The organism is Polynucleobacter sp. UK-Kesae-W10, from assembly GCF_018881575.1.
Taxonomy (GTDB): domain Bacteria; phylum Pseudomonadota; class Gammaproteobacteria; order Burkholderiales; family Burkholderiaceae; genus Polynucleobacter.
Genome location: NZ_JACVQB010000006.1, coordinates 95208 through 121327 on the forward strand (window position 1 = coordinate 95208; position 26120 = coordinate 121327).

Sequence of the window (26120 nt, forward strand, 5' to 3'; positions counted from 1 at the left end):
TGTAGCGAATATTGCTTTCAATGCCGAGGTCGATGCCATCGGGATGAATTGCCCTCTACCCATTTTGCGGACCAAAAAGGCGCTGGCAACGATGCAGTCTGGTGAAGTTCTTAAAATTAAGGCCACAGACTCTGGCGCTGCAAGAGACTTCCCTGCGTTTGCCAAGCAGACTGGCAATGAATTAGTTGGCAGTACTACGGAAGGCGATGTTTTGGTGTTCTTCTTAAAGAGAAGATAAGCGCAAGAGAAGGTCAGCGCCTTCTCTTGATCCTTATTTCAAAGGCCAGCTTTTGAGATACTCTGCAAAATCTTCGCCGACCTCTGGATGGCGCAAAGCAAAGTCCACCGAAGCCTTAAGGTAGCCTAGCTTGCTACCGCAGTCATAACGAACTCCATCGTATTCATAACCAAATACAGGCTCTTCTTTGAGTAGGGCCGCAATGGCATCCGTTAATTGGATTTCACCGCCGGCACCGGGTTTTACATTGCGAATGTGATCAAAGATTTTGGATGACAAGACATAACGTCCGACTACCGCAAGGTTAGATGGTGCATCGGCTGGCTTGGGTTTCTCCACAATGCCGTTTAAGCGATAGATGCCTTGACTAACTTCATCGCCAGAAATAATGCCGTAGGAACTGGATTTAGCAGGATCAATTTTTTCTACCGCCAAGACTGAGCCTGACTGCTCTTCATGAACTTTGAGCATCTGCGAAAGGACCGGTGGTTGACCATCCAAAAGATCATCGGCTAGGATGATGGCAAAGGGCTCATCACCAACCAATTTCTCGGCACACAACACCGCGTGACCCAAACCCAATGGCTCAGATTGGCGAATGTAGACACAATCTACATTATCGGGTTTAACGCTACGTACGAGATGAAGCAAATCTTGTTTGTTTTTTGCCTCGAGCGCCGCTTCTAATTCATATGCTTTATCGAAGTGGTCTTCAATAGCGCGTTTGCTGCGACCGGTGACGAAAATCAATTCAGTAATGCCAGCAGCAATCGCTTCATCCACTGCATATTGAATCAGCGGCTTATCGACGACATTGAGCATTTCTTTTGGACTTGCTTTAGTGGCAGGCAAAAAGCGGGTGCCAAAACCAGCAACTGGAAAAACAGCCTTGGTGACCTTTTTGGAGCTGAAATGCAATGCCATAGTGAATCCGATCTGTATTCTTTAGTAGAGATTATTTGAGACGTTCTAATTGTGCAACAAGCTTCTCATGATTTTGCTCAAAGCCCGCAAGACGTTGTTTTTCTTGGGCCACTACCTCTGCTGGGGCACGTGCTACAAAGCCCTCATTGCCCAATTTGCTGCGAGCTTTTGTGATCTCATTGGCAAGACGTTCAATTTCTTTGCCCAGACGAATGCGCTCAGCGGCGACATCCACCTCGATTTTGAGCAGGAGCTTAATGTCGCCCACTAGCGCAATCGGTGCTCCTGGGGCATCTTTTTCTAAAGCGGATTCATCGCTATAGATTTTGACTTCAGTCAGCTTGGCCAAAGCCATCAAGTAAGGTGTCGCTTTTTCTAGGAAAGCCTGTGGGCCATAAATCCAGAGTGGCACTTTTTGTGCTGGAGAAACTTGCATTTCACCGCGCAAATTGCGGCAAGCATCGACAATAGCCTTGACTTGGGTAACCCAAGCTTCACTTTGCTCATCAATCTTCTCGGGCTGTGCAATCGGGTAGGGTTGTAGCGCAATGGACTGCTTAGTTTGTTCTGCTAACGCTTTGCCAGATTTTGGCCCAACGGTTTGCCACAAGGTTTCCGTAATAAATGGAATCAACGGGTGAGCCATGCGCAAGATAGTCTCAAGTACGCGCAATAAGGTGCGACGCGTGGCGCGTTGTTGCGCAGGTGTACCGGTTTGCAACTGCACTTTGGCTAACTCTAAATACCAGTCACAGTATTCATCCCAAACAAACTGATAGATGCTGCTAGCAATATTGTCAAAGCGATAGTTCTGAAAGCCTTTGGCTACCTCCGCTTCAGTGCGCTGTAATTGAGAGACGATCCAGCGATCTGCTGGTGAAAAGTCTAGATATCCTTCTGGGCCGCATTGATTGTCACAGGGCGCCAAGCCATTGTCTTCGTCATTGCCAGGGCAGTTCATCAAGACAAAGCGGGTGGCATTCCAAAGTTTGTTGCAAAAGTTTCGATATCCTTCGCAACGCTTTTGATCAAAGTTGATGTTGCGACCTAGAGAGGCGAGCGAGGCAAAGGTAAAGCGCAGTGCATCGGTTCCAAAGGCTGGAATGCCATCCGGAAATTCCTTTTTGGTTTTCTTGGCGATACTCTCTGCTTGCTTTGGGTTCATCAAGCCAGTGGTGCGTTTACCCACAAGCTCTTCAATCTTGATGCCATCAATCAAATCAATCGGATCCAAAGTATTTCCTTTGGACTTACTCATTTTCTGACCTTCCGCATCACGCACTAAGCCATGAACATAGACGGTATGAAAAGGTACTTTGCCGGTGAAGTGGCAAGTCATCATTACCATGCGTGCCACCCAGAAGAAGATGATGTCAAAACCAGTTACCAGTACAGAGGATGGTAAGAAATGATTTAGCGCAGGCGTCTTTTCTGGCCAGCCCAAAGAGCTAAATGGCACCAGTGCAGAACTAAACCATGTATCGAGAACATCTGGGTCACGGTTGAGTGCGCCGGTATAGCCAGCTGCAGTGGCTTTAGACTTGGCTTCCTCTTCAGAGCGCGCTACAAAGATCTGACCATCATCGCCATACCAGGCAGGGATTTGGTGGCCCCACCAGAGTTGGCGTGAGATACACCAGTCCTGAATGTTTTCTAACCACTGGGTGTAAGTATTGATCCAGTTTTCTGGCACCAGCTTGATATCGCCCTTGGTAACGGCATCTAAGGCAGCGCCTGCAATCGATGAGCCAGGTTGATATTGGTTGTCAGGACTTGGCTTAGACATGGCTACAAACCACTGGTCTGTGAGCATCGGTTCAATAATAGTCTGCGTACGATCGCCGCGCGGCACCATCAATTTATGCGGCTGCACTTTTTCTAGCAAGCCTGCAGCTTCTAAATCCGCCACCACTTGTTTGCGCGCAGCAAAGCGTTCCATGCCTTGATAAGCAGCTGGTGCGTTCTCGTTGATCTTGGCATCCAATGTAAGGATGTTGATCATGGGTAATTGATGGCGTTGACCTACCGCATAGTCATTGAAGTCATGCGCAGGAGTGACCTTCACTACACCAGTACCAAAGTTCAAATCTACATAGTCATCTGCAATGATGGGGATTTCACGGTTGCATAAAGGCAAGTGAACGGATTTACCGATCAGGTGTATATAGCGCTCATCTTCTGGGTTCACCATGACAGCCACGTCACCCAGCAACGTCTCAGGGCGTGTTGTGGCAACTGTGAGGTGGCCAGAGCCATCGGCGAGTGGATAGCGGATGTGCCACATTGAGCCATCCTCTTCTTCGCTGACAACTTCCAAATCAGAAACGGCAGTACCTAAAACGGGATCCCAATTGACTAGTCGTTTACCGCGGTAAATCAGACCTTGCTCATGCAGTCGAACAAAGACTTCAACAACTGCTTTGGACATTTTGCTGTCCATGGTGAAATATTCTTTACCCCAATCAATCGATGCGCCCAGGCGACGAATTTGGCGGGTAATGGTGGAGCCAGAAGTTTCTTTCCACTCCCAAACTTTTTCTAAAAACTTCGCACGACCTAAATCATGGCGTGAGACTTTTTGTGCATCGAGCTGGCGCTCCACAACAATTTGCGTTGCAATACCGGCATGGTCAGTACCTGGTACCCACAAAGTGTTTTTACCCGACATCCGTGCATGACGAACCAGGCCATCCATGATGGTTTGGTTAAAAGCGTGACCCATGTGGAGGGTGCCGGTGACATTCGGAGGAGGGAGCTGAATGGAAAAATCCCCTTTACCTTCATCCATGCTGGCATCGGCAATGCCTCTGCGTTCCCACTCTGGGCCCCAATAGGCTTCAATCGGGGCGGGTTCGTAGGATTTGGCTAGTTCGTCTGCTGAACTGGCCGCTGGTGAATTAGGGGTATTTGAGGCATTTGGCATAAGAGGCAAATTATAATTGGGGCGATGTACTCAGACTTGCTCGCGAACCTCAATCCAGAACAGCGCGAGGCAGTGACCCTCCCGCCCGTTAATCCCAATGGCCAAGCCCAATCAGCCCTGATTTTGGCTGGGGCGGGGAGCGGTAAAACCCGCGTACTCACCACCCGTATAGCTTGGTTGATCCAGACGGGCCAGGTATCGCCTATTGGGGTCCTAGCAGTGACCTTCACCAATAAGGCAGCCAAAGAGATGATGGTGCGTTTGAGCGCCATGTTGCCAATCAATACTCGCGGGATGTGGATTGGTACCTTCCATGGCCTTTGTAACCGTTTATTGCGCGCCCACCACAAAGAGGCAGGCCTACCATCGACCTTTCAGATTCTGGATACCCAAGATCAGTTATCAGCCATTAAGCGACTTCTCAAGGGTTTAAAGGTCGATGATGAAAAATATCCGCCTAAGCAATTGCAGTATTTCATTGCGCATGCCAAGGAACGTGGTCAGCGCGCTAAAGATTTGGCGGTGGGTGATGATTTTCAGGCGAAGATGGCGCAACTCTATGCAGCCTATGACGAACAATGTCAGCGCGAGGGCGTCGTGGATTTTGCAGAGCTCTTATTGCGCAGTTATGAGTTGCTAAAACATAGTGAGCCGATTCGTACTCACTACCAAGAGCGCTTCCGTCATATTTTGATTGATGAGTTTCAAGATACCAATGCCTTGCAATACGCGTGGCTCAAATTACTCTCGGGCCATGATGCAAGTCGTGTCAATGTCAGCGGTATGGGCAGCAGTTCGGTATTTGCAGTGGGTGATGACGATCAAAGTATTTATGCATTCCGAGGTGCAGATGTGGAGAACATGCGCCTTTATGAGAAGCAGTTTCATCCATTATTGGTAAAGCTAGAGCAAAACTATCGTTCGCATGGCCATATTCTGGATACCGCCAATCATCTAATTGCTAACAATTCAGAGCGTCTGGGCAAGAACCTGCGAACCGATGCTGGGCATGGCGAGCCAGTCCGGATCTACGAAGCACCAAGTGATCACGCTGAAGCCGCTTGGTTGGTCGATGAAATTAAGGCGCTAGTCAATAGCGGTATCAAGCGCACTGAAGTGGCTTTGCTCTATCGCAGCAATGCGCAGTCACGCATCATTGAGCATGCCTTATTTTCAGCGGGTATTCCGTATCGTGTATATGGTGGTTTGCGATTCTTCGAGCGCGCCGAAATTAAACATGCGCTCGCTTATTTACGCTTGCTCGAAAATCCAAATGATGACACCTCATTCTCTCGGGTCGTGAATTTCCCAACGCGGGGTATTGGCGCAAGATCAATCGAAGCGTTGCAAGATGCCGCTAGAGATCAGCAATGTTCCTTATATGTTGCTGCCTCATCATTAGAAGGAAAAGCGGGTGCGGCATTGGGTGGCTTTATTCGCTTGGTCGATCATATGCGTGAAGCGACTCGTCACAACACCTTGCCTGAGACCGTTGAATTTGTCATTCAGCATAGCGGACTGATTCAGCATTACCTCTCTGAACGTGAAGGTCAGGATCGGGTAGAGAACTTGCAGGAATTGATTAATGCTGCCACTGCATTCATAGCGGAAGAGGGCTATGGCCAAGACGCAGCCGCTGCGATGTTGCCTGGCGAGAATGCGCCTGGAGTAGTCGAAGTCTCGCCATTGGCTGCCTTCCTATCGCACGCCTCTTTGGAGGCAGGCGATAACCAGGCTCAAGCTGGGCAAGATGCCGTCCAGCTGATGACAGTCCACTCTGCTAAAGGCTTGGAGTTCACCTCAGTCTTTATTACCGGTCTTGAGGAGGGGTTATTTCCTCATGAAAACAGCATTAATGAACAAAACGGTCTTGAAGAAGAGCGTCGCTTAATGTACGTAGCGATTACAAGGGCTAAAGAGCGCCTGTATCTGTCGCATACCCAGTCTCGCATGCTCCATGGTCAAGTGCGCTACAACATGCCTTCCCGCTTCTTGGAAGAATTGCCATCTGAATCGCTCAAGTGGCTGACGCCAAAAGCCAAGGATGCTCGCTGGGGTGGTGCTTCTCGCTCAGGATCTACCTGGCAGGATGGCTACACACGGCAACGTGAATATGAATCGAATGACTTCTTTGACTCCGGTAGCGAGAGACCGCGACCCGCTAAGCGAGTAGGCTCTGCTTCCATGGAAGTCAAGAGACTAGCCTCACCTCCACGTGGCGACTATCCTTTCAAGATCGGTCAAAATGTATTTCATACCAAGTTTGGTGAGGGCCGAGTAACTGGTCTTGAAGGTGTAGATGCTGATGCCCGCGCGCAAGTGAACTTTAAGCGTCATGGTGTTAAGTGGTTGCAGCTCAGCATTGCCAAGCTTGCAGCCATCGATTAAAAACCGCTTGCTTAATTAGCGGTAATTAAAGAACAACTTCATCTTCAGTAAAGCAGGCTTTCCACGTTGCGTAGAAAGAGCAGTGCATGACAGTGAGTCCGGCCATGGAGATGGGGGCGATGATGAAAGATGCAGCTTGTCCAAAATCCAGCGCATCAAGCACCATGCCAATGCTTAATGGAATCGCAATGAGAATTGCGCTCCAGATCGCCAAGTAGAAAAAGAAAGCAGCTTTATTAGTCCAGCAGGCCAGCCAGCTAGAAAAGAGGGCTTGGGGAATTGACATGTCTGCCCATGCAACCAAGATAGGCGAGAACCACATCAACATAGCGACCGGAATGTAGAGGATGGCGCCAAAAAATAAGACCAAATAGATTTGACGAATTGCCTCAGGTGTTACGGGTTTATCGCTCGTCATCAGCGGCAAGAGAGATTCAAAGTCAACTAAGAGGCTAAGAACAAAGCTCAGCGCCAAAATGAGTACGGTGTATATCAAGCCTAATTGCAAAATCCGCTTGCGAATCAGAATTCCAGATCGCAACGCAATCAAATAGACCATCGGACTAATACGTTCTTTTTGAATTCCTTGGCGGCAAGCAGTCATAAATCCAACGGATAACGCCGGCGTTAGGAGTAGTACGGCAAAGACGCCAATCACTGGAATAATCACTGCCAATTGTGCAGCGAAGACGTACATGAAGACGAGCATTAAAAATCCCAATGGATTTTGTTTAAATAACCAAATGCCCTGTCTGATCCAGGTATAGCCTTCTTTAGGTGCTACAGAATTGAGTTTCATAGGGTGCGACGACTGAGCAGAATTCGCTCAAAGTGTGTGGGATCGTGTGGGGTGAGCATTTGCGCATCACGTGGCAAGTAAAAATCCCATAGGCGCGATACCCAGAAGCGTAAGGCGGCAGCCCTCACCATGAGCGGCCAACTAGCCTGCTCCTCTTTGGTCAAAGGGCGTACTGCTTGGTAGGCTTTCATGAGAGCCTCAAAGCGAGCGGGATCTAAATCCTGTTTATTGTCAGCAAGACACCAATCGTTGACAGTCACAGCAAGGTCAAACAACCATTTATCCGTTCCGGCGAAATAAAAATCAAAGAAACCGCCCAAGCGATCATTGCTTGTATCGTTTGTACCTTTGGGGTCAAAGAGTACGTTGTCGCGGAAGAGGTCGCAATGGCTTGCTCCTTGAGGCAACGCATCGTAATTGCTTGAGGCAAAAAACGCTTCTTGCGTAGCGAGCTCGTGCGTTAGTAAATCTCGTTGTGCGAAATTTAAGTGCGGCAATACTGAAGGAATCGTTTGTTGCCACCAGCCAAGGCTGCGCAGATTTTCTTGTGACTTCGGAAAATCTTTCCCAGCTAAATGCATCTTGGCCAACATCTCACCTACCAATGCGCAATGACTTGCTTCAGGCTGCATGCGTGACAAACCAGGCAGTTTGCTCACAATGGCTGCTGGCTTACCCTTCAGTGAAAACAGTATTTCACCACGCTGATTTTCAATAGGCTTCGGTACGGGGATTCCCTTGTTTGCCAGGTGACGCATGAGCTCCAAGTAATAAGGTAGCTGCTGTGCAGACAGTCTCTCAAAGATGGTGAGTACGTATTCGTGCTTCTGACCATCTTTAATAGTGTCTAAGAAGAAATTGGAGTTTTCGATGCCACCATGAATGCCACGAATCTCGCTAGCACTGCCGATATCAAAATCTTGAGCAATCCACTGCGAGATATCGTCAAGTTCGATCGGGGTAAAAACAGCCATGAAGCAGCGACTCTACTGTTAGGAATTAATTGAGTGGAATGCTAATGCTCGGTACGCTCAAGAGGCTACCTTCACCGCTTGGTGCTCCTGGCTTCACAGAGTCCGGAGGAGACATTTCATAGGTGGTGTATTTTGTTTTGACTTGAACCTGAGTCGGGCTATTGGCATCTTTGTATTCAGTAATTTCGGTGCCCGTTACTTCTTTATGTTGAAAGCTCGGCTGACGCTTTTCCGGGTTGCTCAAGACGCCGGATGGGCTAACGGCAGGGGCTAGTGGCTGGTTATTAATTTGATTGAGTTCAGACTGGCTCAGGGCTTGGCTGGTATTCTGGGCTTGCGCTGAACCGACCCCAAAAAGGCCAAAAATCACCAAAAAGCTCGTCAGAGCAAGGCTTTGGCTGAAGAAGTGGCTAATTACATTCGTTAGAGCGTGCATCATTTTTCACCTTTTTAGGCCTACTCTCGGGTGGTTCCTTAACCAGACCTGTAGGCAGTTCACAACTAGATTGTACGATTGCGGTATGACTAAACATAGACTCTTGTTGGTAGACGGCTCTAGCTACCTGTATCGCGCCTTCCATGCCATGCCAGACCTCCGAAATGGGGCTGGTGAGCCCACAGGCGCCATTTATGGCATGGTCAATATGATGCGCCGCGCCCGTTCCGAGCTCAAGGCGGACCATATCGCCTGCGTTTTTGATGCTAAGGGCAAGACTTTCCGGGATGAGATGTACGCCGAGTACAAGGCCCATCGCTCACCGATGCCTGAGGATTTGGTCAAGCAAATCGAACCGATCCATGCCATGGTGAAGGCATTGGGCTGGCCTGTACTGATGGTCTCTGGCGTAGAGGCTGATGATGTGATTGGTACGTTGGCATGTCAGGCTACTCAGGCTGGATGGGAAACCATTATTTCCACGGGCGATAAAGATTTGGCGCAATTAGTCAATGAATCCGTCACGCTCATCAATACGATGACCAATGAAAAATTGGATATCAATGGGGTGGTTGAGAAATTTGGTGTACCACCAGAGCGCATTGTGGATTACTTATCGATCATTGGTGATGCTGTTGACAATGTTCCTGGCGTACCAAAAGCAGGACCTAAAACTGCTAATAAATGGTTAGCTGAGTTTGGTGATTTAGATAACTTGATGGCAAATGCAGATCAAGTGAAGGGCGTAGTCGGCGAAAATTTACGCGCTACTTTAGCGTGGTTGCCACAAGCACGTCAGTTAATTACTGTGAAAACAGATTGTGATTTGTCGCCACACCTTCCTGGTTTAGATGATCTACATGCTAAGCCTGAAAATGCGCCATTATTGCGAGAGTTATTTGAGCGTTACGCCTTTAAAACCTGGTTACGGGACGTGGAGAAGCAGCTTACAAGCCCGCAGGAAAAGGCTCTAGAGGCGACAGCATTTGATTTAGCCGGCACGCCCATTGCCCATACATCTGACGAGGATGAATCTAAAAAATCACGCGTGATTGCCAGCGCACCCACCAAAGCACTGTCACAAGATACAACGGATTTACAAGACGCTATCGAGCGTCATTACGAATGTATTACCGATGAAGTGGGTTTAGAAAAGTGGCTGCAAAAAATTGCGCAGGCAGAATTAACAGCAGTCGATACGGAGACGACTAGCTTGGATGCACTGGCTGCAGAGTTGGTGGGCATTTCTTTATCGGTCAAACCTGGTGAAGCTTGCTATATTCCGGTTGCACATCGCAATGGAGAAACGCAACTCAATCGCGAGCATGTGCTTGCGCGTATGAAGTCCTGGCTGGAAAGTGCAACTCACTTAAAGGTGGGGCAAAACCTAAAATACGACGCGCATATTTTTGCAAACTATGGAATCACCTTAGGTGGCATTGCCTTTGATACTTTGCTTGAATCCTATGTGCTTGAATCTCATCTGCCGCACAATATGGACAGCCTGGCTGAGCGCCACTTAGGCATGAAAACCATCCGCTATGAAGAAGTGTGTGGAAAAGGGGTTCATCAAATCGGCTTTGATCAAGTAGATTTGCAGATTGCGACCAACTATGCTGCTGAAGACGCCGACATCACTTTGCGCCTCCATTTAACGCTCTGGCCGCAAATTCAGGAGAGCCCTGGATTGCTTTATATCTACCAAAATATTGAAATGCCGGCCATGCGCGTCCTAGGAATCATGGAGCGTAATGGCATTCGAATTGATTCTGAGCTGCTGGGTAAGCAGGGGCAGCAAGTGGGTAAGCGCCTCCTGGAGCTGGAGGGTGAGATTCACCAGTTAGCAGGGCAGCCTTTTAATATTCAGTCGCCTAAACAAATTGCAGAAATTCTTTTTGTGCAATTAGAGTTGCCAGTGGTTAAGAAAACACCTTCGGGCGCGCCTTCCACTGACGAAGAGGTGCTCCAGAAATTAGCTGAAGATTACCCCTTGCCAGCGCGTATCCTGGACTACCGTAGCTTGGCGAAATTGATGTCAACCTATATTGAGAAGCTTCCCCGCATGGCTGATCCGAAGACCGGTCGGGTGCATACTAATTTCTCTCAAGCAACAGCGGTGACAGGTCGTCTCGCATCTAGCGATCCCAATTTGCAAAATATTCCGGTACGTACTGAAGAGGGTCGACGTATTCGTGAGGCATTTATTCCTGCGGCAGGTTGCAAGCTCTTATCAGCGGACTATTCACAAATCGAGCTGCGCATCATGGCGCATATTGCCGAAGATGAAAATTTGTTAGCGGCATTTCGGGATGGTAAAGACGTGCACCAAGCGACTGCCGCAGAAATTTTTGGCATCCCCTTGGAAGAGGTTAATTCAGAACAGCGTCGCTATGCCAAGGTCATTAACTTTGGCTTGATCTACGGCATGAGTGCTTTTGGTCTAGCAGGAAATTTGGGTATTGAGCGTGCTGCTGCGCAAAACTACATTGCGAAATACTTTGATCGCTATCCGGGGGTTGCGCAATATATGGAGCGTACCCGCCTTGAAGCTAGAGAAAACGGATACGTAGAAACAGTCTTTGGCCGTCGCTTATGGTTGCCGGAGATCAAGGGTTCGAATGGTCCTCGTCGTCAAGGTGCCGAGCGAGCTGCAATTAATGCGCCGATGCAAGGAACTGCCGCTGACTTGATTAAGTTAGCCATGATTGCAGTAGAAGATTGGCTGGAAAAGGAGCAGTTAAAAACCAAACTTCTCCTTCAGGTCCATGATGAGTTGGTATTAGATGTGCCCTTGGATGAAATCGACTTACTCCAAGCAAAGTTACCGGATTTGATGTGCAATGTAGCCCAGTTAAAGGTGCCTTTGGTGGTCAGTATCGGGATTGGCGATAATTGGGAAGAAGCACACTAGAGGCCCAGATGCAGCCTGGAGACAATGAATGAATAAAAACACACAAAACAGCAGAAGAGAGTTTATAAAGACATCCGCCGCTAGCGCTACTGCGCTGGGGACTTTGGGCGTTGGATTTGTTGCTGCTTCTGATCCAGTAGCTGCGGCAGCCATTGAAACGGATTTCAGGGGCATTAAAGCGGGCGAGCAAATGATTCCGGTTGGCAGCTTTCAGTTGCCTGCTTACGTTTCTCGCCCAGCAAATGCCAAAGGCAATTTGCCAGTCATCATCGTGGTGAGTGAAATATTTGGTGTTCATGAATACATCGCTGATGTCACCAGGCGTTTTGCCAAGCTTGGCTATCTTGCAATTGCCCCAGAGTTTTTTACGCGGGCAGGCGACCCTAATAATTACGGCACGATTGCTGATATTTTGACGAATGTAGTAGCCAAAACGCCCGATGCTCAAGTACTCAATGATTTGCAAGCTGCTCTAGTGTGGGCTGGTAAAAATGGCGGCGATTTAAAGCGCGTTGGTGTCACGGGTTTCTGTTGGGGCGGGCGCATCACTTGGTTGTCTGCTACTTTGCCTCAGGTCAAAGCAGGGGTTGCTTGGTATGGCCGTTTGATTGGCGAGAAGACCGAAGGCAATCCTCGTCACCCCGTTGATGTGGCGGCAGATTTAAAGGCCCCTGTATTGGGTCTTTATGGCGGGGCCGATGCCGGCATCTCTCTAGAAAGCGTAGAGCAAATGCGCGCTGCCCTGGCGCAGGCAGCGGCTAAAAATCCTGCTGCTAAAGCTTCTATGATTGAGGTCTATCCTGATACACCACATGCCTTTCATGCGGATTATCGAGAGTCTTATCGCGCAGGCCCTGCTAAAGACGGTTGGGAAAAGTGCTTAGCTTGGTTTAAGAAAAACGGAGTAGCTTAATTCAATGTCGGCTTTACAGAGCATCATCTTGATCACGGCTTTAGCAGGCGCCACTAGCGTGCTGATTGCCGCCAGTTGTTCGGTGACATTACTCTCCAGAATGATCAACAATATGGTTAGTTTGTCGGTTGGTATTTTGCTGGCGACAGCTTTATTACATTCTTTGCCGGAAGCATTTAGCATCGAAGGCACCAGCCCACAATTGTTATTTGCTACCTTGTTGGCTGGTTTATTGGGATTTTTCTTATTAGAAAAGATTGCCTTATTGCGCCATGATCACCATCACGAAGGTGATGGCCATCACCATCATCATGGTCACGATGCCGAAAATGCTGGACGTAGTGGGTGGATGATTTTGGTTGGTGATGGCATTCACAACTTCGTGGATGGTATTTTGATTGCTGCGGCATTTATGGCCGATTACCAAGTGGGTATTTTTACGGCGATCGCCATCATTGCGCACGAGATTCCCCAAGAGATTGGTGACTTCATTGTGTTGCTCAATGCCGGTTTTTCCCGTACCCGCGCCTTGCTCTACAACTTAATTTGCGGCTTGTCTGCGGTGGTGGGAGGGGTACTTGCCTACTTCTTCCTAGAGAAGGCTCATGCAGCAATGCCCTACTTATTGGTCATCGCTTCGAGTAGCTTTATCTATATTGCTGTTAGCGATTTAATCCCGCAAATGCATCGTCGCCCACACTGGGCTGAGTCTTTACGTCAAACCGTATTGATTGCTTGTGGCGTGGGATTTGTGATCCTTTTGTCCTTGTTGCACTAAAACTTAAGTCTCCACGGGTCTACTGGAGTCGGCGCACCATTCACTCCAGCTACCAGCATATAAACGCGAGCCTTTTAAGCCTGCAATTTCCATGGCCAATAAATTGTGACACGCAGTGACACCAGAGCCACATTGATGAATCACATCGCTTGGTTTGAGTGGGCCAAGAAATTCAACATACTCTTTAAACAGCTGTTCAGCTGGTTTAAAGGCGGTAGATAAAAGGTTATCTTTAAAGAAGTGATTTTTTGCACTGGGGATGTGGCCTCCAACCGGATCTAGGGTTTCATTCTGACCATGAAAGCGATCATTTGCGCGCGCATCGACGATGGTAAATTGCTGATTCTGTAAATTACTTACTACTTCATCTACCAGCACTAAGCCAACATAAGGTCTGGGCTCGATTGCCTGCTGTGCTGGGGTAGCTTGGCGCGGGACGCTACCCATCGGCCCATTCCAGGCATCTAAGCCACCATCTAAGACTTGCACTTTGGCATGCCCACTGGCCTTGAGCATCCACCAGAGGCGGCTGGCATAGACCGAGCCTTGTTTGTCATAGGCAACCACCAGAGTGTTTGGGGAAATGCCTAAGCGGGTTTTGGTTTTTGCCCACACCTCAGGGGCGGGCAGTGGATGTCGGCCATTGCTACCGTTTTTGGGACCGGAAAGATCGTGGTCTAAGTCAACATAAATAGCGCCAGGAATATGACTCTCTGCGTAGGCTTTTTTACCAGCAAGAGGATCAACGAGATCGAAGCGGCAGTCGCACAGTAATACCTGCTCACCACTATTAATGATTTCTTCTAATTGATTGGCAGAGATTAGAGGAGTCATGATGCTTCCTTATGAAGAGGCACAGCGTTTACTGAAAAAGAGTTTTAAAGCAAAAACACCTATCTAGATTATGCGCCTTGAAAATTCATCACGCGACGATACCATTCGTGGAAATGTTGCATACCATCTTCCATTGGGCTTTGATAAGGCCCAACTTCGTTAACGCCACGTGCAAGCAAAGCAGCTCTACCTTGATCCATGCGCTCAGCAATTTCATCATCTTCAATGCAGGTTTCCATGTAGGCGGCACGCTCGGCCTCTACAAATTCACGCTCAAATAATGCAATCTCTTCTGGATAGTAGAACTCCACGATATTGCGCGTCTTGTTCACGCCCATGGGGTGTAAGGTAGAAACGCACAAAACTCCTGGGTACCACTCCACCATCACATTGGGGTAGTAGGTGAGCCAGATGGCTCCGTGGCGTGGGGCTTTGCCGTCAAACTGACGCAACACGGCCTCATGCCAATTGCGGTATGTTGGTGAGCCTGGTTTTTGAAGATCTTTGTGAATGCCAACGGTTTGTACGCTATGCCAGTCACCGAATTCCCAATGCAAATCTTCGCAAGAAACAAACTTACCTAAGCCCGGATGAAACGGCACCACATGGTAGTCCTCGAGGTAGACCTCGATGAATGTTTTCCAGTTGTAATTGCAGTCATGTACTTCAACATGATCGAGCATGTAGCCATCAAAGCGAAGATCATTTGCAACACCCAACTTGGCAAGATCGGCGCGCACATCACGCGGACCTTCGAATAAGAGGCCTTGCCAATTTTGAAGCGGAGACTTGCCTAGATTTAAACAAGGCTTATCTTCAAAGTGTGGTGCACCCAATAAATTACCGCCTAAGTCATAAGTCCAGCGATGAAGTGGGCAAACAATATTGTCAGTTTTGCCTTTGCCGTTGAGCATGAGTGCTTGACGATGGCGACAAACATTGGAAAGGAGCTCAATCCCCTCATTATTGCGCACCAGAATGCGCCCTTCATTTTCAGCGCTTAAAGTTTGGTAGGAGCCTATTTCAGACACCATGAGTTCGTGGCCGACATAGCCAGGACCCTGCTTGAACAGCAGTTCAATTTCCCGCCGATACAAGTCAGCGTCAAAATATGCCGAAACCGGCAGTTGTAAGTTGGACGGCGCAAGCTTCTGCGCGGTAGCCAGATTAGTCATTCTCCCCACCCCCGAAAACGTCAGCCGAAGCTAAGCGGAATAACCAATCCAACCATCGACGGATCGATATTGGAAAGGAAGGGGTGGATTATACCCATCCAAAGGGCTTCTCGCTTTAAGATGTAGGGCTATTCGCACCGCAAATTGAAGGAAATTCGCTTATGCCAGCCAAGAAGTCAGAGAGTCAAAAACCAGGTCTTGAGGTCCAGATCGACCCAGATCTTCGCTATGAGCAAGCTGTCAAAGAGCTCGAAAAGCTGATTTCTGACATGGAATCTGGCAAATTTTCACTTGAAGAGACGCTATTGGCATATCAGCGTGGTGCCGCCTTACTCAAACATTGCCAGGGTGTTTTGGCACAAGTTGAGCAACAGGTTCGAGTATTCGAGGCCTAATGAACGCCGGTTTTCAATTTCAAGAGTGGCTTAACGCTCATTCTGAGCGCACTGAATCTGCGCTCGATCGTTTGCTCGACTCTGAGCAAACTACGCCACACCGATTGCATGAGGCTATGCGTTATGCAGCCCAAGGTGGGGGTAAGCGTATACGTCCATTACTAGTTTATGCAGCAGGTCAATTGGGCGAGCAAGATAGCCAAGACAACTCGCCATTATTAGATGGAGCAGCAGTTGCTATTGAGTGTATTCATGCCTACTCATTAGTGCATGATGATTTGCCGTGTATGGATGACGATGATTTGCGACGTGGTAGGGCAACAGTACACAAAGCCTACGATGAGGCGACAGCCCTTTTGGTGGGTGATGCGTTACAAACCCGTGCCTTTGAAATTTTGGCAAATGCTAAGGGTCCCGCAAATGATCGATTGCGCATGATCGCTGCCTTAGCTGCAGCCTCGGGATCCCGTGGTATGGCAGGTGGACAGGCGATTGATCTCGATAGCGTGGGTAAGAAATTAGATCTCGCAGGCTTACAGCAAATGCACGCCATGAAAACGGGCGCCTTACTTTCTTGTGCGGTGGAATTGGGCGGTATTGCCGCGAATCTCGATGCGGCGCAATTAAGTCAGTTAAAGCGGTATTCAACTGCACTCGGTTTGGCATTTCAAATTGTGGATGATGTGCTCGATGCCACTGCCGATAGTCAAACCCTTGGAAAAACAGCAGGCAAGGACGCTGCAGCAAACAAGCCGACCTATGTGACCTTGATGGGTTTAGACTATGCCCAGAAGCAGGCTAAGAATTTACAAGAAACTGCAATTAGCAGTTTGGATGGTTTTGGTAATAAAGCCAATGCTTTAAAAGATTTAGCCCTGTTGGTTGTCAATAGAGGTAAATGACAAAATTAGATGCAATGACTTTACATTCCGTTAATTCCCCTGATGATTTAAAGAAACTCACGCGTGAAGAGTTGCCCGTGCTCGCTGATGAGTTGCGTCAGTTTGTTTTGGATTCCGTTTCCAAAACTGGGGGACACCTGTCCTCGAACTTGGGTACGGTGGAGTTGTCGATTGCCTTGCACTATGTATTTGATACACCTCGCGATCGCATCGTCTGGGATGTGGGCCACCAGAGCTATCCTCACAAAATCCTGACCGGCCGTCGTGATCGGATGCATACCTTGCGTCAGTTCAAAGGCTTATCGGGCTTTCCACATCGCGCTGAAAGTGAATTCGATGCATTTGGCACAGGCCATTCATCGACCAGTATCTCTGCGGCGATGGGTATGGCGCGTGCTTTTCAAACTAAAGGTGAGCGTCAGGTCGCTGTAGCGGTCATTGGGGATAGCGCCATGACAGGCGGCATGGCTTTTGAAGCCATGAACAATGCTGGTGTGTATGACGACTTGCCGCTGGTGGTGATCTTGAACGACAACGACATGTCGATCTCGCCTGCAGTAGGCGCACTCAATCGTCACCTTGCTCGCTTGCTCAGTGGCAATATTTATTCAGCGACGAAGAAGGGTATTGATAGTGTTTTGTCGATTGCACCTCCGTTACGCGAGTTTGCAAAGCGCCTAGAGGATCACGCGAAGGGCATGGTTTCGCCATCCACTATTTTTCAAGAATTTGGCTTTAATTACTTTGGTCCGATCGATGGTCACGATTTAGATGCCTTGATCCCCATGTTGCAGAATGTGCGCCGCCTTGCACTTGAAGGACGCGGCCCACAGTTCTTGCATGTGGTGACTAAAAAAGGCCAAGGTTATGAATTGGCTGAAGCCGATCCGGTGCTGTATCACGGCCCGAGCAAGTTCAATCCGCAAGAGGGTGTTAAAAAGCCAGCCGCTAGTAAGAAGACCTTCACTCAAGTCTTTGGTGAGTGGCTTTGTGACATGGCGCATGCTGACCCCTTATTAATTGGCATTACCCCAGCGATGCGCGAAGGCTCTGGTTTGGTTGAGTTTGAGAAACATTTTCCAAAGCGCTATTACGACGTGGGTATCGCAGAGCAGCATGCAGTGACCTTTGCGGCTGGTATGGCCTGTGAGGGCATGAAGCCTGTAGTGGCAATTTATTCCACCTTCTTGCAGCGCGCATACGATCAACTCATTCATGATGTTGCCTTACAAGACTTGCCTGTCTTATTTGCCTTAGATCGTGCTGGCTTAGTGGGTGCAGATGGCGCAACCCATGCAGGCGCATATGACATTCCATTTTTACGTTGCATTCCCAATATGCTGGTGATGACACCCGCGGATGAAGCAGAGTGCCGTGATTTATTGACAACAGCGTTTCATCAATCTCATCCTAGTGCTGTGCGTTATCCACGGGGTGCCGGTGTTGGAACGATCCCATCAGCAGAATTGCGAACAGTGCCGCTAGGCAAAGGTGAAGTACGTCGTAAATCAAATGCACCTGCTGGTCAGCGAGTAGCGATTCTGGCATTTGGAACTTTGCTCTATTCTGCTTTGGAAGTTGCTGAGGGTATTGATGCGACAGTCGCCAATATGCGTTTTGTGAAGCCGCTTGATGTTGAGCTCATCAAAACCTTGGCTACTGATCATGATTATTTGGTGACCATTGAGGATGGCGCAATTCAGGGGGGTGCCGGTAGCGCTTGTCTTGAGGCGCTCTCAGCCTTGGGTATTCACAAGCCACTTTTGCAGTTGGGACTTCCCGATCAATTTATCGAGCATGGTGATTACAACCTACTAATGACCCAGTGCGGCCTTGATGTAGAGGGCATTACAAACTCCATCCAGCAGCGTTTTCCGGTGGTATTGAAGGCAAATTCAGTCATTTCAGGCAAATAAGCCTGTTTTGCTTGAAAATAGAGTCATGAATGATATGAATCCTGCCTTTCTCAAAGCTAGCGCAATGCCTGACGTGCAATCCACTTTGGATGAGCGCGCGTTGCCTATTGAGCAAGTCGGTATTCGGGGTGTGCGTCACCCCTTAACGATTCGCAGTAAGACCGGCAATTTTCCATCAGTTGGTAATTTTGAGATGGATGTCGCTTTGCCAGCGCACATCAAGGGAACGCATATGTCGCGTTTCATGGCCTTATTGCAAAAACAAGAGCAGGCAGTCGATAGCATGACGGTAGTGTCCCTGGTGCGTGAGATGTTGCCTTTACTCGATGCCAAAGAAGGGCATGTGCAATTTACGTATACACACTTCGTGAAAAAAGCGGCGCCGGTATCGGGTGTAGAAAGCTTGATGGATTACGAAGTAACTTGGATGGCCACTGCCAAGCAAAATACTACAGGTGCGATCGATGTGGAATTGGGTTTACGTGCGCAAGTCCCGGTGATGAGTTTGTGCCCTTGCTCAAAGGAGATCTCTGATTTTGGTGCACACAATCAGCGCTCTCACGTCACGATGACAGTGGTGTTGGATTCAAAAACCCAAATGACGGTTGAAGATTTGGTTGCTGCTGCAGAGAGCGAAGCTTCTAGTGAGTTGTGGGGCTTACTCAAGCGCCCTGATGAAAAGTGGGTAACAGAGCATTCTTATAGCAATCCGAAATTTGCTGAAGATCTCGTGCGCGATGTGGCTGGGCGCCTCAAGGCAGATGGACGTATTGCCTCTTTTGAGGTTGAAGTCGAAAACTTCGAGTCTATCCATAACCATAGCGCATTTGCCCGCATTAGCCACCAGAAATAAAGCGCGCTACAAACTATTTCAAGTTATTGCTTTGCAAATCCCAGCGGGGTTTGATATCAAAGGCTCCCGATGTTGTGGAGCCATTATTTTTTGCAAGCATGCGTAGTGCGCCAGCAAATGCAATCATGACGCCATTGTCAGTGCACAGTTCGAGTGGTGGGTAGTGCACCTCAAAATCATTGCGAGCAGCTTTTTCATTCAAAGCAGCGCGCAACTGAAGGTTAGCGCCAACGCCACCAGCTAAGACCAAATGTTTGCAGCCACTGTGCTTTAAGGCTTTCTCTGATTTGCTGACTAATACGGCAACAATGGCCTCGACAAAACTGCGCGCGAGATCCGCATGAAACTGGGCCACTTCTGTAGGATCGGTGACATGTTTCTCTGCAAACTTTTTCACTTGATTGAGTACGGCGGTTTTTAATCCAGAGAAAGAAAAATCCAGATCACCTGAATGCAGCATAGGCCTTGGTAAATCAAATACTCCTGGCCGACCTTTTTCAGCCAACTTAGAAATCGCTGCGCCACCTGGGTAATCCAGCCCCAATAATTTGGCGGTTTTATCGAATGCTTCGCCAGCCGCATCATCCAAGGTTTCACCTAACAGTTCGTATTGACCAATGCCCGATACCTTCATGAGTTGGGTATGACCCCCAGAGACCAAAAGGGCGATAAACGGAAATTGCGGCGCGGTTTGCCCTAAAAGCGGCGAAAGGAGGTGGCCTTCGAGGTGATGAACCCCAATCGAGGGCAAATTGAGGCCCTGGGCAAGTGATTTGGCAAAGGCGCTGCCAACTAGAAGGGCGCCTGCCAGACCGGGCCCCTGAGTGAAGGCCACAGCATCAATATCGGCCAATGTGAGCCCAGATTGGGCCAAAGATTGGTCCAAAAGGGGCAAAACCCGACGAATATGGTCTCTTGAGGCCAGTTCAGGGACTACTCCCCCGTAATCCCGGTGCATAGCGATCTGAGAGTGCAAACCCTGGCCCAGAATGCCTAAAAACGCAGGTTTGCCCTCTTCCCAGGGGGTGGTGTTGTATAAAGCCACCCCGGTTTCGTCACAAGAAGTTTCTATTCCTAAAACAATCATTTTTTTGCTTGGTCGTGCTAGAATCGCAATTCAGTTAATTTTTCGATATCTATCGAGCATATACGAGTTAAATAAGTATGACTACAGTCCGCCTCCGCGAAAACGAACCATTTGAAGTGGCATTGCGCCGTTTCAAGCGCACCATTGAAAAAAATGGTCTTTTGACAGACTTGCGTGCCCGCGAGTTTTACGAGAAGCCAACGGCTGAGCGTAAGCGTAAAAAGGCTGCTGCTGCAAAACGCCATTACAAGCGTATTCGCAGCCAAATGTTGCCTAAGAAGCTTTACTAATAGAATTTAAAAGCTCTCTTCACCGAGAAGCTTTGAAACCCGCTGACGGTGAAACGCAGCGGGTTTTTGCTTTTTGAATTACTCAACGTAAGCTATATAGCTAGATACATTCAACATCAGGAATAAAGCCATGAGTCTGAAAGATCAAATTACCGAAGATATGAAATCTGCAATGCGCGCTAAAGAGGTTGCACGTCTTGGCACGATTCGCCTTTTATTGGCCGCCATCAAACAACGTGAAGTAGATGATCGCATTGTGCTCGATGATGCAGCCATTATTTCTACCATCGAAAAAATGATCAAGCAGCGCAAAGATTCCATCTCTCAGTTTGAAAAAGCGGGGCGCGATGACTTGGTTGCCGTAGAGTCTGCAGAGATGGTGATTTTGCAAGCGTACTTGCCAGCACAAATGTCAGATGCGGAAGTTGAAGCTGCAGTAGCTGCAGCAGTAGCGTCTACTGGCGCCGCAGGCCCGCAGGATATGGGCAAAGTCATTGGTGTTCTGAAGGGGCAGTTGGCTGGTAAGGCGGATATGGGCAAAGTCTCCGGCTTGGTTAAAGCCGCACTGGCGAAGTAAGTTTAAAAACATTTAGGCCAATCAGAAAAATAGTTTCATACTCATCGTATGGCACTCATTCCACAATCCTTCATTGCTGATCTTTTAAATCGGGTCGACATCGTGGATGTAGTTGGGCAGCACGTTAAGTTAAAAAAGGCTGGCGCAAACTATCAAGGTCTGTGCCCCTTTCATTCTGAGAAATCCCCTTCTTTTTCTGTCTCACCAACCAAGCAGTTCTATCACTGTTTTGGTTGCGGGGCTCATGGCTCAGCGATTAGCTTTCTCATGGAGTACTCTGGTCTTGGCTATGTAGATGCGATTGAAGAATTGGCGCGTTCTGCTGGTTTAGATGTGCCGCGCGAAGAGCGTACTGCTAATGATGTGGCAAGACAGCAGCAGACAATGGCCTTAAGTGAAGTCATGAGCGCAGCTGCGGATTGGTATCGTCAACAACTGAAAAATAGTCCGCGTGCTGTTGAATATCTCAAGGGGCGCGGTCTTACTGGTGAGATTGCAAAGCGTTATGCGCTAGGTTATGCCCCTGATGGTTGGCAAGGTCTTGAGGCGGTATTTGGGACCTATGCTAATGATGAAGTGGCTAAGACCCTGCTAGATGGTGGGCTGATCATCCAGGGCGAGCAAGCTGAGGGCGGCCAGCCCGTCAAACGCTACGATCGTTTTCGGGATCGCGTCATGTTCCCGATTCGCAATCCAAAGGGCCAAACCATTGGCTTTGGTGGCCGCATCTTGGATCAAGGTGAGCCTAAATATTTAAATTCTCCAGAGACGCCACTTTTTTCTAAAGGCAACACGCTCTACGGTTTATTTGAAGCAAGACAAGCCATTCGTGCCCAAGAATATGTTTTGGTGTGCGAGGGATATATGGATGTGGTGGCACTCGCACAATTGGGTTTCCCGAATGCAGTGGCTACTTTGGGTACGGCATGTACTGCTAACCATGTGCGCATGCTATTACGTCAGACCGATAAAATCGTATTCTCTTTTGATGGGGATGCTGCTGGGCAACGCGCAGCACAGCGTGCACTCGAAGCTTGCTTGCCACTCATCTCTGACGATAAAGAAATTCGCTTCTTGTTTTTGCCTACAGAGCATGACCCCGATAGTTATGTGCGCGCTTATGGCGCACCTGCTTTTGAAAAAGCAATTAAAGAGGCGATGTCGATCTCTAGTTTCTTTTTCAAAATTGCCAGTGAAGGTCATGACTTAACGACCCCAGAAGGCAGGGCCCATACGCATCATGCGGCTAAACCCCTTTTGCTATCAATGCCACCGATTGCATTGCGCACCCAAATCCTGCGTGAGTTAGCTATCCGAACTAACACCACGCCGGCAGAGCTTGAGGCATTTTGTGGTCTTACAGTAGTGCCTGCACCAGTACAGGTATCTTCATATCAAGCTGCGCAAGCAAGGGCGCAAAATAATCCAAGCAACTATGCTGGCAATAGCAATCGACAAGGTGCCCCTTGGCAAGCATCCAAAGGTTCTGCTAAACGTGTCGCCACACAAAACATCGAGCCACCCAAAGCGCCAACAGATTTAGCAGAGCAAATGTTGCGCGTCTTGATTCAGTTTCCGCATTTAGGAAAAGCGCTCGATAGCAATCAGCGCGCCTTGGTATTAAAAGCGGCTGAGCAAAGATCGGCTAACGCATTGGCGCTCATGAAAGATCTCTTATTGCAATGCGACTTAGTAGAATTGATTCCCGGTGAGGGCGGTAAACCGGATAGTTTTGGTGGAGGTGCTTTTGCGATGTTCCAAGATCAGCTATCTCGTAGTGAGCTGGCCCCGATGTATGAAGTACTTCGTAAAAGAGTCATGGGTTCTGATTTGGAGCTCGATGGCGCGGTAGCGGACCTGCAAGGGAGTCTAAAAAAGCTGGAGTTAGCTCAGCTCAAGCAGGAAATGACAGAAATCGCCCAAAAGATTGCTGGAGGCACAGCCAATGACCTTGATCGTGCCCGTTATCGTGAATTGGGCGAAAAGCTCAAATCCGCCTAAGAATTTACTGATACACCCCTAGAAATCCCCGAAAAATACCCCATATTTTTAGGTAATCAGGGGTTAAAAAAGTCGCAATCGACTATAATCCTCTGTTCCCAAGAAAAAAACGAATTAATTCAGCCACTTGCGCTTTATTTTCATGAAATTTGGGGTAAGTGGACCACGGGGCTGTGCTTCATCAGTCAAGACCAACAACAGTAATGTGAGTAAGTGCTAATAAATGCCGAATATCAAGACCAAAAAACCAGCTAAACCAGTAGTTAAGGCTAAGGCTCCCGTTAAACCAGCACCTAAAGCAAAGACACCGGCTAAGCCAGTGAAAGCTGCTGCTAAGCCAGCACCTAAGGCGAAGACTCCAGCCAAACCTGTGAAGGCTGCTGCTAAACCAGCACCTAAGGCGAAGACTCCAGTCAAACCTGTCAAGGCTGCTGCTAAACCAGCACCCAAAGCAAAGGCACCAGTGAAGCCAGTGAAAGCGGCCGCTAAGCCAGTAAAGGCAGCAGCAAAACCTGTAGCGAAAGCAAAGACTCCCGCTAAGCCAGCGCCAAAAGTGCCAGCGAAGCCAGTGAAGGCGGTTGCTAAACCCGCCCCAAAAGCACCAGTAAAAGCAACTGCTCCAGCTAAGCCTGTTAAGGCTGCTGCTCCTGCAAAGCCTGTGAAAGCAGAAGTCAAAGAGCCTGCTAAGAAGACAAAAGCAGAAGAGGCTAAAGAAGCAAAAGAGTTAAAGGGTAAGAAGGCTAAAGCTACTGAAGAAGTAGTAGTGGTGGTTGAAGAAGAGAAGAAGCGTGGCCGTAAGGCAAAGGCGGATGCTCCTGCTGATGCTGCCGAGCCAGTGTTGACCGACCGTCAAAAGGCTCGTGAGCGTAAAGCGAAAGAAAAGGCGCTCTTAAAAGAATTCGCGGCACAACAGTTGGGTACTGAAGAGCAACAAGAATTACGTCGTGCTCGCTTGAAGACATTGATCAAGATGGGTATGTCCAAGGGTTACTTAACCCATGGTGAGATGAATGACGTGATGTCTGATGAGTTGTCTGATGCGGATGCATTGGAAACTTTGATTAGCTTATTAAACGACATCGGTATTACCGTTTATGAACAAGCTCCTGATGCTGAAACCTTAATTCTGTCGGATAACGCGTCTGCTGCAGCGTCTGAAGAAGAGGCGGAAGAAGAGGCGGAAGCAGCGCTTTCTACAGTTGATTCAGAATTCGGTCGTACAACTGACCCGGTACGTATGTATATGCGTGAAATGGGTACAGTCGATTTGTTGACTCGCGAAGGCGAGATTGTTATTGCCAAGAAGATTGAGGCTGGTCTCAAAGACATGGTGATGGCATTGGCGGCATGTCCTGTCACGATTGCCGAAATTTTGACGAACGTAGACAAGATTGCTTCCGGCGAAATGGAGATTGACCAGTTTGTTGATGGTTTGGTCGATCCCAATGCTGAAGATATTAAGCTGGGACCAGAAGAGCCAGAAGTCGATCCCGATGCTGAAGAGGGTGATGAAGAAGGTGGTGAAGATGAAGGCGGCGGTGGCGGCGGTGGCGCTGCAACAGCCAATGCCAAGCAGTTGGAAGAACTCAAGCAAATCTCCTTAGAGAAGTTTGCAATCGTGCGCGCTCAAGCCGACAAAATGCGTCGTGCATTTGATAAAGACGGTTACAACTGTCCTGCTTATATCAAGGCGCAAGATGCGATTCGTGCCGAGTTGTTAGGTTTCCGTTTAACTGCTAAGAGCGTTGAGAAGCTATGCGACACCATGCGTTCCCAGGTGGATCAAGTTTGGAAACTCGAGCGCGGTATCGTGAGCTTATTAGTTGACAAAGTTGGCGTTAATCGCGGTGAAGTATTAAAAGACTTCCTGAAGATGTCCATGAACCTCACTTGGACCGACAAGTTACTCAAAGAGAACAAGCCTTACAGCGCACTCTTGCAACGTAATGTTCCGGCAATTCAAGAACTGCAACAGAAATTGATCGACATCCAGAAGAATGTTGTCATTCCGTTACCAGAGTTGAAAGAAGTCAATAAGCAAATGATTGCAGGCGAGAAACGTGCTCGCGAAGCGAAGCGTGAGATGACAGTAGCCAACTTACGTTTGGTGATCTCTATTGCTAAGAAATACACCAATCGTGGTTTGCAGTTCTTGGATTTGATTCAAGAGGGTAATATTGGCTTGATGAAGGCGGTAGATAAGTTTGAATACCGTCGTGGCTATAAGTTCTCTACCTATGCAACATGGTGGATTCGTCAAGCAATTACCCGTTCGATTGCTGACCAGGCGCGTACGATCCGTATCCCTGTTCACATGATCGAGACTATTAATAAGATGAATCGTATCAGCCGTCAAATCTTGCAAGAAACTGGTCATGAGCCAGATGCTGCTACTTTGGCCCTGAAGATGGAAATTCCTGAAGATAAGATTCGTAAGATCATGAAGATTGCTAAAGAGCCAATCTCCATGGAAACACCAATTGGTGATGACGAAGATTCACATTTGGGCGACTTCATCGAAGATGGAAATACCTTGGCTCCAGCTGAAGCTGCATTGCATGACTCTATGCGCGATGTAGTGAAAGATGTGTTGGATTCATTGACACCACGTGAGGCAAAAGTATTGCGTATGCGTTTCGGTGTTGAGATGAGTACTGACCACACTCTCGAAGAAGTCGGTAAGCAGTTTGACGTTACTCGTGAGCGTATTCGTCAAATTGAGGCGAAGGCCCTGAGAAAAATGCGCCACCCAAGCCGTAGTGACAAACTCAAGACCTTCCTCGAAGAAGATTGAACCAAAGACTAA

Annotated in this window: 21 protein-coding genes; 13 read left to right on the forward strand and 8 right to left on the reverse strand. The window is 48.4% G+C overall.

All coding sequences use genetic code 11. From position 1 onward, the window contains the following. Positions 1-10: 10 nt before the first annotated feature. A complete protein-coding gene (locus ICN24_RS09485) occupies positions 11-238 on the forward strand; it encodes a sulfurtransferase TusA family protein (protein ID WP_216223675.1) in 228 nt (75 codons plus the stop codon). A 33-nt stretch (positions 239-271) separates the two neighbouring features. Here the strand turns inward: ICN24_RS09485 and galU are convergent, their stop codons facing one another. Both galU and ICN24_RS09495 read right to left on the reverse strand, forming a co-directional pair. Further along, positions 272-1162, reverse strand: a complete 891-nt coding sequence (galU, locus tag ICN24_RS09490; RefSeq protein ID WP_216223381.1) for a UTP--glucose-1-phosphate uridylyltransferase GalU — start codon at positions 1160-1162, stop codon at positions 272-274. Positions 1163-1193: 31 nt separating this feature from the next. Beyond that, positions 1194-4085, reverse strand: coding sequence for a valine--tRNA ligase (locus ICN24_RS09495; protein ID WP_216223387.1), 2892 nt, complete (start codon positions 4083-4085; stop codon positions 1194-1196). 24 nt (positions 4086-4109) lie between these two features. Here ICN24_RS09495 and ICN24_RS09500 point away from each other — a divergent pair, with 24 nt between their 5' ends. Then, the gene (locus ICN24_RS09500; RefSeq protein ID WP_216223389.1) at positions 4110-6473 is read left to right on the forward strand and encodes a UvrD-helicase domain-containing protein; all 2364 of its coding nucleotides are present in this window, start codon (positions 4110-4112) and stop codon (positions 6471-6473) included. A 25-nt stretch (positions 6474-6498) separates the two neighbouring features. On the opposite strand, the gene ICN24_RS09505 is transcribed toward ICN24_RS09500, so the two are convergent. Genes ICN24_RS09505 through ICN24_RS09515 form a run of 3 tightly spaced genes read right to left on the reverse strand, consistent with a single transcriptional unit; the run spans position 6499 to position 8685 of the window. Next, positions 6499-7272, reverse strand: coding sequence for a BPSS1780 family membrane protein (locus ICN24_RS09505; protein ID WP_216223390.1), 774 nt, complete (start codon positions 7270-7272; stop codon positions 6499-6501). Next, complete coding sequence (locus tag ICN24_RS09510) at positions 7269-8246, reverse strand: homoserine kinase (protein ID WP_216223391.1); 978 nt, start codon at positions 8244-8246, stop codon at positions 7269-7271. The genes ICN24_RS09505 and ICN24_RS09510 overlap by 4 nt, the downstream gene beginning before the upstream one ends. Positions 8247-8271: 25 nt before the next feature. Beyond that, positions 8272-8685: a hypothetical protein gene (locus ICN24_RS09515; protein WP_216223392.1), complete on the reverse strand. Its 414-nt coding sequence runs from the start codon at positions 8683-8685 to the stop codon at positions 8272-8274. Between the two features lie 82 nt (positions 8686-8767). Here ICN24_RS09515 and polA point away from each other — a divergent pair, with 82 nt between their 5' ends. From polA to ICN24_RS09530, 3 genes are read left to right on the forward strand one after another with little or no spacing between them, the layout of a single operon-like run. Then, positions 8768-11593 carry a DNA polymerase I gene (polA, locus tag ICN24_RS09520; RefSeq protein ID WP_216223393.1) on the forward strand — a complete coding sequence of 942 codons (2826 nt, stop codon included), beginning with the start codon at positions 8768-8770 and terminating at the stop codon, positions 11591-11593. Positions 11594-11621: 28 nt separating this feature from the next. After that, on the forward strand, positions 11622-12506 hold the full coding sequence (locus ICN24_RS09525; protein ID WP_216223394.1) for a dienelactone hydrolase family protein: 885 nt from the start codon (positions 11622-11624) through the stop codon (positions 12504-12506). Positions 12507-12510: 4 nt separating this feature from the next. Continuing rightward, positions 12511-13284, forward strand: coding sequence for a ZIP family metal transporter (locus ICN24_RS09530; protein ID WP_216223396.1), 774 nt, complete (start codon positions 12511-12513; stop codon positions 13282-13284). Positions 13285-13287: 3 nt separating this feature from the next. Here ICN24_RS09530 and ICN24_RS09535 read toward each other — a convergent pair whose 3' ends face one another. Then, positions 13288-14118: a sulfurtransferase gene (locus tag ICN24_RS09535; protein WP_216223397.1), complete on the reverse strand. Its 831-nt coding sequence runs from the start codon at positions 14116-14118 to the stop codon at positions 13288-13290. 68 nt (positions 14119-14186) lie between these two features. Beyond that, positions 14187-15293 (reverse strand): SRPBCC family protein, encoded by a 1107-nt coding sequence (locus ICN24_RS09540; protein ID WP_216223398.1) that lies wholly within the window; start codon positions 15291-15293, stop codon positions 14187-14189. Between the two features lie 161 nt (positions 15294-15454). Between ICN24_RS09540 and xseB the strand changes: the two genes are divergently transcribed. Genes xseB through folE2 form a run of 4 tightly spaced genes read left to right on the forward strand, consistent with a single transcriptional unit; the run spans position 15455 to position 19359 of the window. After that, on the forward strand, positions 15455-15688 hold the full coding sequence (xseB, locus tag ICN24_RS09545; protein WP_215365543.1) for an exodeoxyribonuclease VII small subunit: 234 nt from the start codon (positions 15455-15457) through the stop codon (positions 15686-15688). Then, complete coding sequence (locus ICN24_RS09550; protein ID WP_216223399.1) at positions 15688-16590, forward strand: polyprenyl synthetase family protein; 903 nt, start codon at positions 15688-15690, stop codon at positions 16588-16590. The genes xseB and ICN24_RS09550 overlap by 1 nt, the downstream gene beginning before the upstream one ends. A 14-nt stretch (positions 16591-16604) precedes the next feature. Then, positions 16605-18506: a 1-deoxy-D-xylulose-5-phosphate synthase gene (gene dxs, locus ICN24_RS09555; protein ID WP_216223678.1), complete on the forward strand. Its 1902-nt coding sequence runs from the start codon at positions 16605-16607 to the stop codon at positions 18504-18506. A gap of 25 nt (positions 18507-18531) precedes the next feature. After that, positions 18532-19359, forward strand: a complete 828-nt coding sequence (folE2, locus tag ICN24_RS09560; RefSeq protein ID WP_216223402.1) for a GTP cyclohydrolase FolE2 — start codon at positions 18532-18534, stop codon at positions 19357-19359. 13 nt (positions 19360-19372) lie between these two features. Here the strand turns inward: folE2 and tsaD are convergent, their stop codons facing one another. Beyond that, positions 19373-20446 (reverse strand): tRNA (adenosine(37)-N6)-threonylcarbamoyltransferase complex transferase subunit TsaD, encoded by a 1074-nt coding sequence (tsaD, locus tag ICN24_RS09565; protein ID WP_216223404.1) that lies wholly within the window; start codon positions 20444-20446, stop codon positions 19373-19375. Between the two features lie 77 nt (positions 20447-20523). Here tsaD and rpsU point away from each other — a divergent pair, with 77 nt between their 5' ends. The 4 genes from rpsU to rpoD all read left to right on the forward strand — a co-directional run bounded on the left by rpsU (position 20524) and on the right by rpoD (position 26108). Continuing rightward, positions 20524-20736 (forward strand): 30S ribosomal protein S21, encoded by a 213-nt coding sequence (rpsU, locus tag ICN24_RS09570; RefSeq protein ID WP_011903537.1) that lies wholly within the window; start codon positions 20524-20526, stop codon positions 20734-20736. 130 nt (positions 20737-20866) lie between these two features. Beyond that, positions 20867-21313 carry a GatB/YqeY domain-containing protein gene (locus tag ICN24_RS09575; protein WP_216223405.1) on the forward strand — a complete coding sequence of 149 codons (447 nt, stop codon included), beginning with the start codon at positions 20867-20869 and terminating at the stop codon, positions 21311-21313. Positions 21314-21361: 48 nt separating this feature from the next. Further along, positions 21362-23314: a DNA primase gene (gene dnaG / locus ICN24_RS09580; RefSeq protein WP_216223406.1), complete on the forward strand. Its 1953-nt coding sequence runs from the start codon at positions 21362-21364 to the stop codon at positions 23312-23314. 223 nt (positions 23315-23537) lie between these two features. Next, on the forward strand, positions 23538-26108 hold the full coding sequence (gene rpoD, locus ICN24_RS09585) for an RNA polymerase sigma factor RpoD (protein ID WP_216223407.1): 2571 nt from the start codon (positions 23538-23540) through the stop codon (positions 26106-26108). The last annotated feature ends 12 nt before the right edge of the window (positions 26109-26120 follow it).

Excerpts from the sequence above, each read along its gene's own strand:
- galU (WP_216223381.1), bottom strand. The coding sequence starts at position 1,162 with ATGGCATTGCATTTCAGCTCCAAAAAGGTCACCAAGGCTGTTTTTCCA.
- ICN24_RS09495 (WP_216223387.1), bottom strand. The coding sequence starts at position 4,085 with ATGCCAAATGCCTCAAATACCCCTAATTCACCAGCGGCCAGTTCAGCA.
- ICN24_RS09500 (WP_216223389.1), top strand. The coding sequence starts at position 4,110 with ATGTACTCAGACTTGCTCGCGAACCTCAATCCAGAACAGCGCGAGGCA.
- ICN24_RS09505 (WP_216223390.1), bottom strand. The coding sequence starts at position 7,272 with ATGAAACTCAATTCTGTAGCACCTAAAGAAGGCTATACCTGGATCAGA.
- ICN24_RS09510 (WP_216223391.1), bottom strand. The coding sequence starts at position 8,246 with ATGGCTGTTTTTACCCCGATCGAACTTGACGATATCTCGCAGTGGATT.
- ICN24_RS09515 (WP_216223392.1), bottom strand. The coding sequence starts at position 8,685 with ATGATGCACGCTCTAACGAATGTAATTAGCCACTTCTTCAGCCAAAGC.
- polA (WP_216223393.1), top strand. The coding sequence starts at position 8,768 with ATGACTAAACATAGACTCTTGTTGGTAGACGGCTCTAGCTACCTGTAT.
- ICN24_RS09525 (WP_216223394.1), top strand. The coding sequence starts at position 11,622 with ATGAATAAAAACACACAAAACAGCAGAAGAGAGTTTATAAAGACATCC.
- ICN24_RS09530 (WP_216223396.1), top strand. The coding sequence starts at position 12,511 with ATGTCGGCTTTACAGAGCATCATCTTGATCACGGCTTTAGCAGGCGCC.
- ICN24_RS09535 (WP_216223397.1), bottom strand. The coding sequence starts at position 14,118 with ATGACTCCTCTAATCTCTGCCAATCAATTAGAAGAAATCATTAATAGT.
- ICN24_RS09540 (WP_216223398.1), bottom strand. The coding sequence starts at position 15,293 with ATGACTAATCTGGCTACCGCGCAGAAGCTTGCGCCGTCCAACTTACAA.
- xseB (WP_215365543.1), top strand. The coding sequence starts at position 15,455 with ATGCCAGCCAAGAAGTCAGAGAGTCAAAAACCAGGTCTTGAGGTCCAG.
- ICN24_RS09550 (WP_216223399.1), top strand. The coding sequence starts at position 15,688 with ATGAACGCCGGTTTTCAATTTCAAGAGTGGCTTAACGCTCATTCTGAG.
- dxs (WP_216223678.1), top strand. The coding sequence starts at position 16,605 with ATGACTTTACATTCCGTTAATTCCCCTGATGATTTAAAGAAACTCACG.
- folE2 (WP_216223402.1), top strand. The coding sequence starts at position 18,532 with ATGAATGATATGAATCCTGCCTTTCTCAAAGCTAGCGCAATGCCTGAC.
- tsaD (WP_216223404.1), bottom strand. The coding sequence starts at position 20,446 with ATGATTGTTTTAGGAATAGAAACTTCTTGTGACGAAACCGGGGTGGCT.
- rpsU (WP_011903537.1), top strand. The coding sequence starts at position 20,524 with ATGACTACAGTCCGCCTCCGCGAAAACGAACCATTTGAAGTGGCATTG.
- ICN24_RS09575 (WP_216223405.1), top strand. The coding sequence starts at position 20,867 with ATGAGTCTGAAAGATCAAATTACCGAAGATATGAAATCTGCAATGCGC.
- dnaG (WP_216223406.1), top strand. The coding sequence starts at position 21,362 with ATGGCACTCATTCCACAATCCTTCATTGCTGATCTTTTAAATCGGGTC.
- rpoD (WP_216223407.1), top strand. The coding sequence starts at position 23,538 with ATGCCGAATATCAAGACCAAAAAACCAGCTAAACCAGTAGTTAAGGCT.